The following is a 13,069-nucleotide window of genomic DNA, read 5'->3' on the forward strand; positions in this document are numbered from 1 at the left end:
CCGGCAACCAAGTTTGCGTGAATGAGGACCAATGTAATGGGTAAGAATGTCGTCGTCCTGGGCACCCAGTGGGGTGATGAGGGCAAAGGCAAGATCGTCGATCTGCTGACCGAACATGCTGCCGCCGTAGTGCGCTACCAAGGTGGTCACAACGCGGGCCACACCCTGGTGATCAACGGTGAAAAAACCGTTCTGCACCTGATTCCCTCGGGCATCCTGCGTGAAGGCGTACAGTGCCTGATCGGCAACGGCGTGGTCGTTGCTCCGGACGCCCTGATGCGTGAAATCACCAAGCTGGAAGAGAAGGGCGTACCGGTGCGCGAGCGCCTGCGCATCTCCCCGGCTGCGCCACTGATCCTGTCGTACCACGTGGCCCTGGACCAGGCCCGTGAAAAAGCCCGTGGCGAAGCCAAGATCGGCACCACCGGCCGCGGCATCGGCCCGGCATACGAAGACAAGGTTGCACGTCGCGGCCTGCGCGTTGGCGACCTGTTCCACCGCGAGCGTTTCGCCGCCAAGCTGGGTGAGCTGCTGGACTACCACAACTTCCAGCTGGTGAACTACTACAAAGAGCCGGCCATCGACTTCCAGCAGACCCTGGACGAGTGCATGGCCTACGCCGAGCAGCTCAAGCCGATGATGCTCGATGTCACCGCCGAGCTGCACAACCTGCGTCGCGCCGGCAAGGACATCATGTTCGAAGGCGCCCAAGGCTCGCTGCTGGACATCGACCACGGTACCTACCCGTACGTCACCAGCTCCAACACCACCGCTGGCGGCATCTCCACCGGTTCCGGCGTTGGCCCGATGTACCTGGACTACATCCTCGGCATCACCAAGGCCTACACCACTCGCGTGGGTTCCGGTCCGTTCCCGACCGAACTGTTCGACGAGACCGGCGCCACCCTGGCCAAGCGTGGCCACGAGTTCGGTTCGACCACCGGCCGTGCCCGTCGTTGCGGCTGGTTCGATGCCGTCATCCTGCGTCGCGCCATCGACGTCAACAGCATCTCGGGCATCTGCCTGACCAAGCTGGACGTGCTGGACGGCCTGGAAACCATCAACATCTGCGTTGGCTACAAGAACGAGAACGGTGCCGTCATCGACGCGCCTTCCGATGCCGACAGCTACATCGGCCTGGAGCCGGTGTACGAAGAGATGCCAGGCTGGAGCGAGTCGACCCTGGGCGTGAAAACCCTGGAAGAGCTGCCGCAAGCTGCGCGTGACTACATCAAGCGCATCGAAGAGCTGGTAGGCGCGCCGATCGACATCATTTCGACCGGCCCGGACCGCAACGAGACCATCGTCCTGCGTCATCCGTTCGCCTGATCTGCCCTCCAGGCTGATCTGACGCCGCGGTCCTGAAAGGGATCGCGGCGTTTTCATTTGTGGGGTTCACCTGTGCCGGCCTATTCGCGGGTACTGCACATGCCTTGAATTTTGTGCGCTCCCTGTGGGAGCGGGTTTACCCGCGAACAGGCCAGTACAGGAAAACCCATTGCTAGACCTTGGCGCTTATCCCTGCTGTGTACGGCACAACCCTTGCTGTAAGAAGTTTCTGTAGATGCCATCAAAATAGTGGCGCCAGAAAACACGAGGGTTACACCGTGTCTGCCATCCTTTCACTGTTACGAAGCCGCCTCTTGCGGCCTGTGTTTGTTGCCCTTGGTATCGCCCTTTTGGTGCAGGTGCTGGTTGCCGTTGCGCTGACCCGCAGCACCGTGACGGCCTTGGAAGCCGATCTTGGCGAGCGCCTGGGCAATGACAGCCGTCAGCTCGCCGGCGAGCTGGAGCAGGCCGGGCAGGACGTGCGCGGGGGCCTTGAGAGCCTTTCCAGCAGTACCCGCCAGCGCCTGAGCGCGGGGCTTTCCACGCGGCTGCAGGACGAACAGCAGCAGTTGCGCGCCACCCTGGAGAAAAACCTCAAGGACTCGGCCAACGACATGGCCGAATTGCTGGCCTCGGTCGCCCCACGGGCGATCTGGGACAACGATGTGCCGATGCTCTCTGACTTCGCCCGCCGCGCCCAGCGCAACCCCAACGTATTGTTCGTGATCTACGACGACGCCCAGGGCCAGCACCTCACCCGCTACCTGAACCGGCAGAACCCGATCAACCAGGCGCTGATCGAGAAGGGCCAGGGCGAGCGGGCGCTGGACAAGGTGCTGGAAGCCGCGCGTCGCGACCCGTCGGTGTATTTCGTCGAAGCCTCGATCAGCCCCAATGGTGCCGAGATTGGCAAAGTCCTGATGGGGGTTTCCACGGCCGGCGTTGATCAGGCGCTCAAGGCGCTCGACCAGCGTTTCAGTGCTCTGATTGCCAATGGTGAGCAACTGGTCGGCGATAGCCTGGGAGCGGCAGCCGCCGACAGCGGCAAGGCCCTGCGCGAGCGCCTGGAAGCCGCGCAGGTCAGCGCCACCGCAATGCAGGCCAACACCGCGCAAACCGTGCGTGACGCAGCTGCCGAGCTGCGCTGGCGCATTGGCCTGGGCCTGGTGGTGGTTGGCCTGGGTGTGCTGCTGGTGGTTGCCGTGGTGTTAGGCCGCCGCGTGCTCAGCAAGCTGCGCCTGCTGATCGCTGCGCTCAATGACCTTGCCGCCGGGGAAGGGGACCTGACCAAGCGCGTGAACCTCGACAGCCGCGACGAGATCGGTGACATGGCCTCGGCGGTCAACCGCTTCGTCGACAAGCTGCAGCCTATCGTCCGCGAGGCTGGCGAGGTGGCCCAACGGACCGGGGTCGAGATCGGCACCATGGCCCAGCGCAACGCCGGAGCCGATGCCGCAGCGGCGTTGCAGCGTGACGAAGTGGCTGCCAGCCTGCGCGACCTGTCGAGCATGGCCGACGAAGCCCAGGCTGAAAGCCATGCCATGCAGGCGGCGTTGCAGCAGGTGGTGGACATTCGCCAGGCGACCGACGAGAACAGCCGTTCCTCGACGCAGCTGGCGAGCTTGATCGAGAACCTTGCCGGCCAGGTCGAAACGGGCTCGCAAGTGATCGAGCGCCTGGCCAAGCAGAGTGAGCAGATTGAAGTCGTGCTGACCGTCATTCACGGGATTGCCGAGCAGACCAACCTGCTGGCCCTCAACGCGGCAATCGAAGCCGCCCGCGCTGGGGAGACGGGCCGCGGGTTTGCCGTGGTGGCCGATGAGGTGCGGGCGCTGGCGAGCAAGACGCAGAGCTCTACCGGCGACATTCAGGCGCACATTGCCGCGCTGCAGAAAGGTGCCAAGGAAGCGGTGGCGACCATCAGCCAGGCCGGGCTCAAGGCCAGTGAGGGGCTGTTGGTACTGCGTGACAACGAGCGTCGCCAGCAGTCGGTGCAGGCTGCCGTGGAGCAGGTGCACGCGGCCATCGGCCTGGCGACCCGCGCTGCTGAGCAACAGGCCCACGGAGCGCAGGCGGTACGTGGGCGGGTGGAGAATATCCATGCTCAAGCCGAGCGCTCGGCCGAGGTGGTGATGCAGACCACGGCCAGCAGCAAGGTGCTGGATGATCTGGCAGCCCAGTTGCGCGCCAGTCTTGGGCAGTTCAGGGCTTGATCCCTGCTCCGTTTCTAAAAAAACGGCGCGATCCTGTGGGAGCCGCGCTTGCCGGCGATGGGCCGCGAAGCGGCCCCGGCAATTTATGCAACAACCTTGAAATTATGGGGCCGCTTCGCGGCCCATCGCCGGCAAGCGCGGCTCCCACAAGGATCGCACCAGCTTGAACACATTAAGCAAGACAGAATCTCCCGCAGCGAGTCATGTTGCTATGCTGTCGGCGATACATGGCAAAGGGAGTTGCTCATGTCCACCCAGCTGGTCGCCGCCCAGGCCGACCTGGATTTCCTGCACAGTGACTGCGTACAGCTCACTGCCCCGATGAGCGCCCTGCAAGCGTACTGCGCCATGACCTCGGACATCCCCGGCTGGCTGGCCAGGGCCTTCCGCATTCGTGACTTCATCTCACGCCGTTTCAATGTCGCCGATATCCACGGCTTCTCTTCCCGCGATCCTGGGCAGGTACCAGCCGTCGGCGAGCGCCTCGACTTCTTCACTGTCGAGGCCATCAGCGACCGGCAACTGGTGCTGACCTCGCGCGATACGCACCTGGCCGTCATGGTCTGCATGGACGTGTCGGCAGGAGAGTGCGGCCTCCTGCAGTTGAGCGTGACGACCTCGGTGAAGTGCTTGAACACCTTCGGGCGTTTATACATGGTGCCGGTTGGAAGGGTTCATGGCGTGATCGTGCGGCGGATGCTGGCCAACCTGCAGGGCCATTAGTGTCGACCGGGCCTCGAGGCGGCAGTGCTAATCCGCCGTCTGCTTTTCAGGCACAACCGCAAGACGACAGTGTGAAAGCGCTGTCGTTATTCAGCCCGAATATTGCCAAGGAGAGGTAAGCATGGCGTTCGATGCTTATATTCAAATCTGCTGGCGAAGCACTGGACGAGCAGTTCACGAACTGGATCGAGATTACAGGCTACAAGTTAGGCGCCAACCACTTACTGCTGCACTTAAGTTTATCTATGTGCTCGGCCTGTGTGCGCCTTAGGCTTTGAACGAAAAGAAACTTAAAGCCTGTACAACAAACCAGTGATGCGACGACCGGTTGAATCCGCCCAGCGTGGCTCGATCCGATTGAGGCGTCGGCAAGCAATTGACGACGACAAGCCATCGCGGCTGTTGATGGCTTGTCGAGACCCCGTACTGTCAGATGGTCAGTTTGATTGCCAAGAACTCGTCCCCGTGTCGGTAGAGGACTCGCAGCCCGTCACTGTGTAACGCCATCTCCTCAACTCTTTCACCAGGCTCCAGGTCGTACTGGCCATCTTGCGAGAAGCTGTAATCCAGGAATCCGTCGGCCTGGAAGCGATAGATGATACCTTGAAAATCGAAGCTATTATCATCGTCGATAAGCACCAGATTGCACGCCACGTAAACCCTGTTGGATTCATCAATAATGACCCGGACGGGTACCACCCCCTTGCGAGGTTTCAAGCCGCCAATCGTGATATCAACAATGCCATCCTTGCCGAAGTCGCTAATAGGCTTGCCCGTTGCTCTGTCGAACGCGTAGAGCGTCAATCTGATCCCGTCTGATGCCGGGGCGTAAGTACCGAGCGTGGCCACTATCCAGGTTTCGTGTGCACCTAGACTGACGTTGCGTCGACCCAACCGTACATAACCTTGTCCGCCCCATTCCTTCTGGTGCTCTCCGTTACGGGTGTAATAGGCAACGAAAGCGCCTGTGCCATCGGTGCCTGCCAGGGCGAGGTCACCGTTCTTCAGGAACTGAGCACCCCAAAGAGAAAATTGACTGGAATCAATATTCTCGATTTTTATTTGTCGTTGTGACCCGTCTGCGCCGAGCCCTTCCGTTAAACGACCATCGTCGGGGTTGTGCAATGAGAGCCAAGTTTCCTGACTGCCTGGCGTATCTTCGAGCGAGGTGGAATAGACAGTTTTTATTTTGCCGTCAATGTAAATGCTGTGAGCTGCTGGTGCCGTTGCCGGGGCTAACAAGTGTTCGCTCGGTTTAATGACCCCCTCTCGGATCAAGCGCGCCTTTGAAATAGAGGCCGCGTTACTTGTATGGAGCGGGGAAACTTCAACCCTACCATTTTGCCCGAAGCCGTTGACAGGCTCGAAAGCCTCATCGTAGCGGAAAATGGAGCCATACCATAACAGGTCCCCATCTGCGGTGAATCGGGTACAGCTTAAATAGCTGAGAATGGATGCGTTTGCACCATCGTTAATGAAGGTAATATTTTGAACATATGATTCGCCCGGCGGCGTATTACCGATGGGTTTCTCGAAAAACTCCCGACCTTGCGGGTTCAAGGTCATGAAATAACGAGTATACCCAGAGTCGAATGGGCTGCCCTGAGCAATGATGCGCCCTGTAGGATCTACTGTCCAAGCAAAAATATATGCATTTGATTGAGCCTCCGTTAGCCGGAACCTTGCATAGCCACGCTCACCATAGGTCGGGTCGATTGTGCCGGCTTTTGTTTTAGAAAGTTCCATCTCGATGCCCTCAGAGTTTGTGAGCATTCAGGGTAATTTCAGATATCTGGATTGAAAACTATCATTTTTATCAGTTTTTTTGTTTCGGCTGTTAGGCTCCGGGTGAAAAGTCTTGAGACGGAGATAGGCTGTTTTTAATGCAGTGTCGCCGCGTAACAAGGCTTTTCACAGAGAGCCTAGGGAAATCCAGGCTGCTCGCCAGCCTGGATTCATTCTCAAGCCTTATTCAAGTACATCCGCGTAGTCAGCAAATACACCGGCAACCCCGAAACCACAATCAACAACGCCGCATACGGCGCCGCCGCCGCAAACTCGACGTTGGCCGTATGCGCCCAGACCTCGGTCGCCAGGGTGGTCATGCCAGTCGGGCTGAGCAGCAGGGTAGCTGTAAGCTCCTTCATGGCATCAAGGAACACCAAGGCAAAGGCCGCCGCCATGGCCGGGAAGATGATCGGCAGGGTCACCCTGCAGAACGCTGCGAAGCTGCTGGCACCCAGGGTGCGGGCCGCTTCTTCGAGGGTCGGCGAAGCCTTGTTCAGTGCGGTGCGTACTGGCGCCTGGGCCAATGGCAGGAACAGCAGCGCATAAGCCAGCAGCAACAGCGCGGTGGTCTGGTACAGCGCCGGCACGTAGTGCAGCGAGAACACCACCAGTGACAGGGCGATGACCAGGCCGGGCAGGGCGTGCAGCAGGTACGGCAGGCGTTCGGCCCACAGTGCCAGGCGGCCTTTGTAGCGCACCACCAGGAAACTGACCGGCAATGCCAGCAATACGCAGAAGCCCGCACCGCCCAGCGACACCGACAGCGAGGTGAATAGTGCTTTGCTGATTGCTGCGACCGGGAAGGCCGCCGACGACCCCACGCTCAGCCAATAACCCAGCATCGCCAGCGGAATACCGCTGCCCAGAATCGCCAGGCCCAGGCAGAACAGTTGCGCCAACGGCATCCAGCCACGCAGTCGCACCGGCTGCCCGCGGCGCGCCACGCCCTGGCCGATGCGCACGTGGCGGGCCTTGCCGCGCACGCGCAGTTCCAGCCACAGCATCAGCAGGCACAGTGCCAGGAGCACGGCCGAGAGCATCGCGGCATTGGCGTTGCTGAATTCCAGTTCGAACTGCTGGTAGATCGCCGTGGTGAAGGTCTGCAGGCCAAGGATCGACAGGGCGCCGAACTCCACCAGCATGTGCAGCGCGATCAGCAGTGCGCCGCCGAGCATCGACGGCCACAGCAGCGGCAGGGTGATCTTGCGGAACACGCCCCAGCGGCTGTAGCCCAGGGTGCGTGCCGACTCTTCAAGCGACGTGTCGAGGTTGCGCAAGGTCGCAGCCACCGGCAGGAACACCAGCGGGTACTTGGACAGCGCCATGACCAGGATCGCCCCGCCCAGGCCTTCGAAGTCCGAGCTCAGTGACACCCAGGTGAAGCTGCTGACGAACGACGGCACGGCGAACGGCAGGCACAGCACCACGCCCCACAGCCGGCGGCCGGGCAGGTTGCTGCGCTCGAGCAGCCAGGCCAGGGCCAGGCCCACCACCATGCATGCCAGCGTCACCCCGGCCATCAGCATCAGGGTGTTGCGCATCAACCCCCAGACGAACGGGCGCCAGAGCAGGTGCAGGGCTTCGCGCCAGCCGGCTTCCCAGGCTTTCATGGCAACGTACAGCAACGGCAGCACGCTCATCGCCACCAGGAACAGCACAGGCAGCACCACCCAGATCGAGGGGCGCTTGCGGCGCGGTACGAAACGTACCGGCACCGGCTCGGACAGGGCGGCAGTCATCAGAGCAGGCCGACCTCGCGTTCAAGCTCGATCGCTTCCTCGGCATTGCCCAGGTCAGCTGGCGAGATCTTCGGCGGGCGCAGGTCTTCGAACGGCTTCAGGCCACGGTCGGAGACCATGCCCTTGTGCAGCGGGTATTCGGCGGTGGTCTGGGTGATCACGCGCTGGCCTTCCTCGCTGGCCATCCAGTTGAGCAGGGCCTGGGCTTCTTTCGGGTGCTTGCTGGCCTTGACCACGGCGGCGCCGGAAATGGTAACCAGGTTGCCGGCATCGCCATCGGCCAGGTAGTAGAGCTTGGAATCCAGCTTGCCGCGTTCACGCTCCAGTGCATACCAGTAGTAGTTGTTGACCAGTACGGCGGCGACTTCACCTTTCTCCACGGCCTTGAGGGCGACCATGTTGTTGGTATAGGCCTTGCCGAAGGCTTTCAGGCCGGTCAGCCATTCTTCGGTGGCTTCACGCCCGTGCATTTTCAGGATGGCCACGGCCTGTTCCTGGAAGGCGCCGCTGGTTGGTACATAGCCGACGCGCCCTTCCCACTCCGGGTTGGCGAAGTCCATGACCGTGGTCGGCAGGTCTTTCTCGTCGATCTTCTTCGGGTTGAACACCACGATGCGGGTACGGGCGGTGATGCCCATCCAGGTGCCGTTGGCGCCTACGTACTCCTTGGGCATCATGTTTGCGGTGGCGTCATCGATCTTGGCCAGCAGGCCAAGCTCGCCCAGGTTGTTCAGCGGCGGGGACTCTTCGGTGTAGATGATGTCGGCCGGCGAGCGGTCGCCTTCCTCGATGACCTGGCTGGCCAGCTGGTTGCTGCTGCCCTTGCGGATATTGATGTGGATGCCGGTCTTGGCCTCGTAGGCCTTGGCGATGGCTTCGCCGATTTCCTTGTGCTGGCCGTTGTACATGGTCAGCGTTACCGGTTCGTCTGCCAGGGCGGCCGGAGCGCCGATCACCAGGCTCAGAACTGCGGCAGCCAGGGTGCGCATCAGCGGTTGCGGTCGGATCGTCATGCGGGTACTTCCTCGCTTACGGCTACATATTCGGAAACAATGGTAAACGAAATCGTTTCTCAAGTGGCCGGGTGACGAGAAATTCATCGGCAGACGAAGGTGTAAAGTGTGAAGGTTTGTCTGCGGTGCTTGGCCTCTTCGCGGGCAAGCCCGCTCCCACAGGGATCGCGCCAGATTCTAGAAATTGAGCAAGACAGTTGCTCCCACAGGGGGTGTGGTGGCCATTGGGGGAGGGGATTTAAAAATCGCAGGCAAGAAAAAACCCACTAGCAAGCTAGTGGGTTTTTGTATGGTGCCCAGGAGAAGACTCGAACTTCCACGACCGTTAAGTCACTGATACCTGAAACCAGCGCGTCTACCAATTCCGCCACCTGGGCAAAGCTTTACATCATCTGTAGAAGGCGACTATCGTTCGCCTTCACACAGTAGTAACAGATCCTTGGTCATCTGTTACTTGGAAATACTTGGTGCCCAGGAGAAGACTCGAACTTCCACGACCTTGCGGTCACTGATACCTGAAACCAGCGCGTCTACCAATTCCGCCACCTGGGCACACATTCGAGATTAAAAGATGCTTTACAGCGCCGTTCATCTCTACTACAACTTCGGGCTTGTCCGTCGTTGTGGTGCGCACTATACGGACGGTCCGGGGGGCTGTAAACCCCCCAAGCGAAAAAAATTTCAAAAAATTCAACTTGTTGATTCCGAAGACCTATTGCCCCTGTCTATACACTGCAGCGGGGGCTGTCCAAGGCTGACATTTCCGGTTTCAATACACACATGCCAGAATTCCTATCTATATACCCCAAGGTGAACCCCTTCTGATGGCCGATTGGCAATCCCTCGATCCCGAGGCCGCTCGCGAAGCGGAAAAATACGACAACCCCATTCCCAGCCGTGAGCTGATCCTGCAGCGCCTTGCCGACCGTGGCGAACCGGCCGCGCGCGAGGAGCTGGCGGCAGAGTTCGGTCTTCATGACGAAGACCAGATCGAAGCCCTGCGCCGCCGCCTGCGCGCCATGGAGCGTGACGGCCAGCTTATCTATACCCGGCGCGGCACTTATGCCCCGGTAGACAAGCTGGACCTGATCTGCGGCCGTGTCTCCGGTCACCGTGACGGTTTCGGCTTCCTTATCCCGGATGACGGCAGCGAAGACCTGTTCCTCAGCCCGTCGCAGATGCGCCTGGTGTTCGATGGCGACCGCGGCCTGGCCCGCGTCTCGGGCGTCGACCGCCGTGGCCGCCGTGAAGGCGTGCTGGTCGAGGTCATCTCCCGTGCCCACGAAAGCGTGGTCGGCCGCTACTTCGAAGAAGGCGGCATTGGCTACGTGACCCCGGACAACCCGAAGATCCAGCAGGAAGTGCTGGTGACCGCCGGGCGTAACGGTGGCGCCAAGATCGGCCAGTTCGTCGAGATCAAGATCACCCACTGGCCCACGCCGCGCTTCCAGCCCCAGGGTGATGTGGTCGAGGTGATCGGCAACTATATGGCGCCGGGCATGGAAATCGACGTTGCCCTGCGCAGCTACGACATTCCACACGTCTGGCCCAACGAGGTGGTCAAGGAAGCGCGCAAGTTCCGCTCCGAAGTCGAAGAGAAGGACAAGGAGAAGCGCATCGACCTGCGCCACCTGCCGTTCGTCACCATCGACGGCGAGGATGCCCGCGACTTCGACGACGCCGTCTACTGCGAACCGCTGGGCAAGCTGCGCATGTTCTCTGGCGGCTGGCGCCTGTATGTGGCGATCGCCGACGTCTCCAGCTACGTGCGCCTGGGCTCGGCCCTGGACAACGAAGCCCAGCAGCGCGGCAACTCGGTGTACTTCCCCGAGCGCGTGGTGCCGATGCTCCCCGAAGAGCTGTCCAACGGCCTGTGCTCGCTGAACCCGCACGTCGATCGCCTGGCCATGGTCTGCGAAATGACCATCAACAAAGCCGGCCAGATGGTCGACTACCAGTTCTACGAAGGCGTGATCCACTCCCATGCCCGCCTGACCTACAACAAGGTCAGCAGCATGCTCGAGCATTCCCGTACCCGTGAGGGCAAGGCGCTGCGCGAGGAGTACAAGGAGGTCCTGCCGGACCTGAAGAACCTGTACAACCTGTACAAGGTGCTGGTGGATGCCCGTCACACCCGGGGTGCCATCGATTTCGAGACCCAGGAAACCCGCATCATCTTCGGTGATCAGCGCAAGATCGCGGAAATCCGCCCGACCGTGCGCAACGACGCCCACAAGCTGATCGAGGAATGCATGTTGGCGGCCAACGTCGCCACCGCCGCGTTTCTGCAGAAGCACGAAGTGCCAGCCCTTTATCGCGTGCACGACGGCCCGCCGCCGGAGCGCCTGGAAAAACTGCGCGCCTTCCTCGGAGAGCTGGGCTTGACCCTGCACAAGGGCAAGGACCCGTCGCCGAAGGACTACCAGGCCTTGCTGGCAAGCATCGCCGGGCGCCCGGACTTCCACCTGATCCAGACCGTGATGCTGCGCTCGCTGAGCCAGGCGGTGTACAGCACCGACAACAACGGCCACTTCGGCTTGAACTACGAGGCGTACACCCACTTCACCTCGCCGATCCGCCGTTACCCGGACCTGCTGGTGCACCGCGCCATTCGCAGCATCATCCGTTCCAAGGTCGATACCCCGCACGTCAAGCGTGCTGGCGCCATGAGCATTCCAAAGGCGCGTATCTACCCGTACGACGTGAATGCCCTCGACCAGCTCGGCGAGCAGTGCTCGATGACCGAGCGCCGCGCCGATGAAGCCACCCGTGACGTGGTCAACTGGCTCAAGTGCGAGTTCATGAAGGACCGCGTGGGCGAGACCTTCCCGGGTGTGATCACTGCGGTTACCGGCTTCGGCCTGTTCGTCGAACTGACCGACATCTATGTGGAAGGCCTGGTGCACGTCAGTGCGCTGCCGGGTGACTACTACCACTTCGACCCGGTACACCACCGCCTGTCGGGCGAGCGTACCGGGCGCAGCTTCCGCCTGGGCGACACCATCGAGGTCAAGGTCATGCGCGTCGATCTCGACGAGCGCAAGATCGACTTCGAAGTCTCCGAGCAGCAGCTCAGTGCGCCGATCGGTCGCAAGGGGCGGGGTGCTGCCGCGCCGGTCGCCGAGAAGGCCGAACCAGCGGTCGAAGCCAAGGCCACGCCAAAACCACGCAGCCGCAAGAGCGAAACTGCCGAAGCGTACTTCCCGAAAGACGCCGTGCAGCGCAACGCCGAAGTGCGCAAGAGCCGTGAAATGAAGAAGGCGCTGATGAGCGAGGCGCGCACCGGCGGCCACGCCAGCAGCAAGTCGGACAAAGGCGGCAAGCCGTCCGGCAAGCCGACCAAGCACCGTAAAGGCCCGCCGAAGTCCGGTGCGCCACGCAAGAGCAAGAGCAAGTCATGAGTCAGCTGGAAAAGATCTACGGCGTGCACGCCGTGCAGGCGTTGCTGCAGCACCATCCGAAGCGGGTCAAGCAGATCTGGCTGTCGGAAGGGCGCAGCGAGCCGCGCATCCAGGCGCTGCTGGAACTGGCCGCAGAAAACCGCGTGCCGGTCGGCCAGGCCGAGCGCCGTGAGCTGGATGCCTGGGTCGAGGGCGTGCACCAGGGCGTGGTTGCCGAGGTCAGCCCGAGCCAGGTGTGGGGCGAGCTGATGCTCGAGGAACTGCTCGAGCGCAGCGAAACGCCGCCACTGATCCTGGTGCTGGACGGCGTGACCGACCCGCACAACCTCGGTGCCTGCTTGCGTACTGCCGATGCGGCGGGCGCCACGGCAGTGATCGTGCCCAAGGACAAGTCGGCAACCCTGACGCCGGTGGTGCGCAAGGTGGCTTGCGGCGCGGCGGAAGTGATTCCGCTGGTCGCCGTGACCAACCTGGCGCGCACGCTGGAGAAGCTGCAGCAGCGGGGCCTGTGGGTGGTCGGTACCGCTGGCGAGGCCGAGCAGGAGATCTACCAGCAGGACCTGACTGGCCCGCTGGTGATGATCATGGGCGCGGAAGGCAAGGGCATGCGCCGGCTGACCCGCGAGCATTGCGATTTCCTGGTGAAGTTGCCGATGAGCGGTAGCGTGAGCAGCCTGAACGTGTCGGTGGCGACGGGCGTCTGTCTGTTCGAGGCCGTGCGCCAGCGCCAGGCCAAGCGCTGATCTGTAGCCTGTCCATGACTCTTCGCGGGTGAACCCGCTCCCACAGGTACCCCACAGGCTTAGGCCTTGGACGATCCCTGTGGGGGCGGGTTCACCCGCGAAAGGGCCGGTAGCCTGTGA

The 13,069-nt window shown here is 61.6% G+C and carries 8 protein-coding genes, 2 tRNA genes and 2 pseudogenes; 7 read left to right on the forward strand and 5 right to left on the reverse strand.

Translation table 11 applies throughout. The annotated features are described in order from the left end of the window. The first annotated feature begins 36 nt into the window (after positions 1-36). The 5 genes and pseudogenes from OCX61_RS02520 to OCX61_RS27190 form a co-directional block, all read left to right on the forward strand. Positions 37-1,329 (forward strand): adenylosuccinate synthase, encoded by a 1,293-nt coding sequence (locus tag OCX61_RS02520; RefSeq protein ID WP_003249542.1) that lies wholly within the window; start codon positions 37-39, stop codon positions 1,327-1,329. Positions 1,330-2,423: 1,094 nt separating this feature from the next. Then, a pseudogene (locus tag OCX61_RS27270) lies at positions 2,424-2,636 on the forward strand (methyl-accepting chemotaxis protein); the annotation flags it as partial. A gap of 201 nt (positions 2,637-2,837) precedes the next feature. Further along, positions 2,838-3,542, forward strand: coding sequence for a methyl-accepting chemotaxis protein (locus OCX61_RS27275; protein ID WP_400720495.1), 705 nt, complete (start codon positions 2,838-2,840; stop codon positions 3,540-3,542). A 246-nt stretch (positions 3,543-3,788) separates the two neighbouring features. Then, positions 3,789-4,265: a DUF2867 domain-containing protein gene (locus tag OCX61_RS02530; RefSeq protein ID WP_261942478.1), complete on the forward strand. Its 477-nt coding sequence runs from the start codon at positions 3,789-3,791 to the stop codon at positions 4,263-4,265. Positions 4,266-4,386: 121 nt separating this feature from the next. Beyond that, positions 4,387-4,483 (forward strand): annotated as a pseudogene (locus OCX61_RS27190) (Hcp family type VI secretion system effector); the annotation flags it as partial. A 211-nt stretch (positions 4,484-4,694) separates the two neighbouring features. On the opposite strand, the gene OCX61_RS02535 reads toward OCX61_RS27190, so the two are convergent. The 5 genes from OCX61_RS02535 to OCX61_RS02555 all read right to left on the reverse strand — a co-directional run bounded on the left by OCX61_RS02535 (position 4,695) and on the right by OCX61_RS02555 (position 9,357). Beyond that, entirely contained in the window at positions 4,695-6,011 is a 1,317-nt protein-coding gene (locus OCX61_RS02535; RefSeq protein ID WP_261942479.1) for a hypothetical protein, read from the reverse strand. A gap of 215 nt (positions 6,012-6,226) precedes the next feature. Next, a complete protein-coding gene (locus tag OCX61_RS02540) occupies positions 6,227-7,792 on the reverse strand; it encodes an ABC transporter permease (protein ID WP_261942480.1) in 1,566 nt (521 codons plus the stop codon). After that, complete coding sequence (locus OCX61_RS02545) at positions 7,792-8,805, reverse strand: extracellular solute-binding protein (protein WP_261942481.1); 1,014 nt, start codon at positions 8,803-8,805, stop codon at positions 7,792-7,794. Before OCX61_RS02545 ends, OCX61_RS02540 begins: the two co-directional genes overlap by 1 nt. Positions 8,806-9,095: 290 nt before the next feature. Beyond that, positions 9,096-9,182, reverse strand: a tRNA-Leu gene (locus tag OCX61_RS02550). An 88-nt stretch (positions 9,183-9,270) separates the two neighbouring features. Beyond that, positions 9,271-9,357 (reverse strand) — tRNA-Leu (locus OCX61_RS02555). Positions 9,358-9,629: 272 nt separating this feature from the next. Here OCX61_RS02555 and rnr point away from each other — a divergent pair. After that, entirely contained in the window at positions 9,630-12,206 is a 2,577-nt protein-coding gene (gene rnr / locus OCX61_RS02560; protein WP_261942482.1) for a ribonuclease R, read from the forward strand. Then, positions 12,203-12,949 (forward strand): 23S rRNA (guanosine(2251)-2'-O)-methyltransferase RlmB, encoded by a 747-nt coding sequence (gene rlmB / locus OCX61_RS02565; protein ID WP_027920757.1) that lies wholly within the window; start codon positions 12,203-12,205, stop codon positions 12,947-12,949. The genes rnr and rlmB overlap by 4 nt, the downstream gene beginning before the upstream one ends. The last annotated feature ends 120 nt before the right edge of the window (positions 12,950-13,069 follow it).

The organism is Pseudomonas sp. LRP2-20 (assembly GCF_024349685.1).
In the GTDB taxonomy this organism is placed as follows: domain Bacteria; phylum Pseudomonadota; class Gammaproteobacteria; order Pseudomonadales; family Pseudomonadaceae; genus Aquipseudomonas.

Excerpts from the sequence above, each read along its gene's own strand:
- rnr (WP_261942482.1), top strand. The coding sequence starts at position 9,630 with ATGGCCGATTGGCAATCCCTCGATCCCGAGGCCGCTCGCGAAGCGGAA.
- OCX61_RS02545 (WP_261942481.1), bottom strand. The coding sequence starts at position 8,805 with ATGACGATCCGACCGCAACCGCTGATGCGCACCCTGGCTGCCGCAGTT.
- OCX61_RS02530 (WP_261942478.1), top strand. The coding sequence starts at position 3,789 with ATGTCCACCCAGCTGGTCGCCGCCCAGGCCGACCTGGATTTCCTGCAC.
- rlmB (WP_027920757.1), top strand. The coding sequence starts at position 12,203 with ATGAGTCAGCTGGAAAAGATCTACGGCGTGCACGCCGTGCAGGCGTTG.
- OCX61_RS27275 (WP_400720495.1), top strand. The coding sequence starts at position 2,838 with ATGGCCGACGAAGCCCAGGCTGAAAGCCATGCCATGCAGGCGGCGTTG.
- OCX61_RS02540 (WP_261942480.1), bottom strand. The coding sequence starts at position 7,792 with ATGACTGCCGCCCTGTCCGAGCCGGTGCCGGTACGTTTCGTACCGCGC.
- OCX61_RS02520 (WP_003249542.1), top strand. The coding sequence starts at position 37 with ATGGGTAAGAATGTCGTCGTCCTGGGCACCCAGTGGGGTGATGAGGGC.
- OCX61_RS02535 (WP_261942479.1), bottom strand. The coding sequence starts at position 6,011 with ATGGAACTTTCTAAAACAAAAGCCGGCACAATCGACCCGACCTATGGT.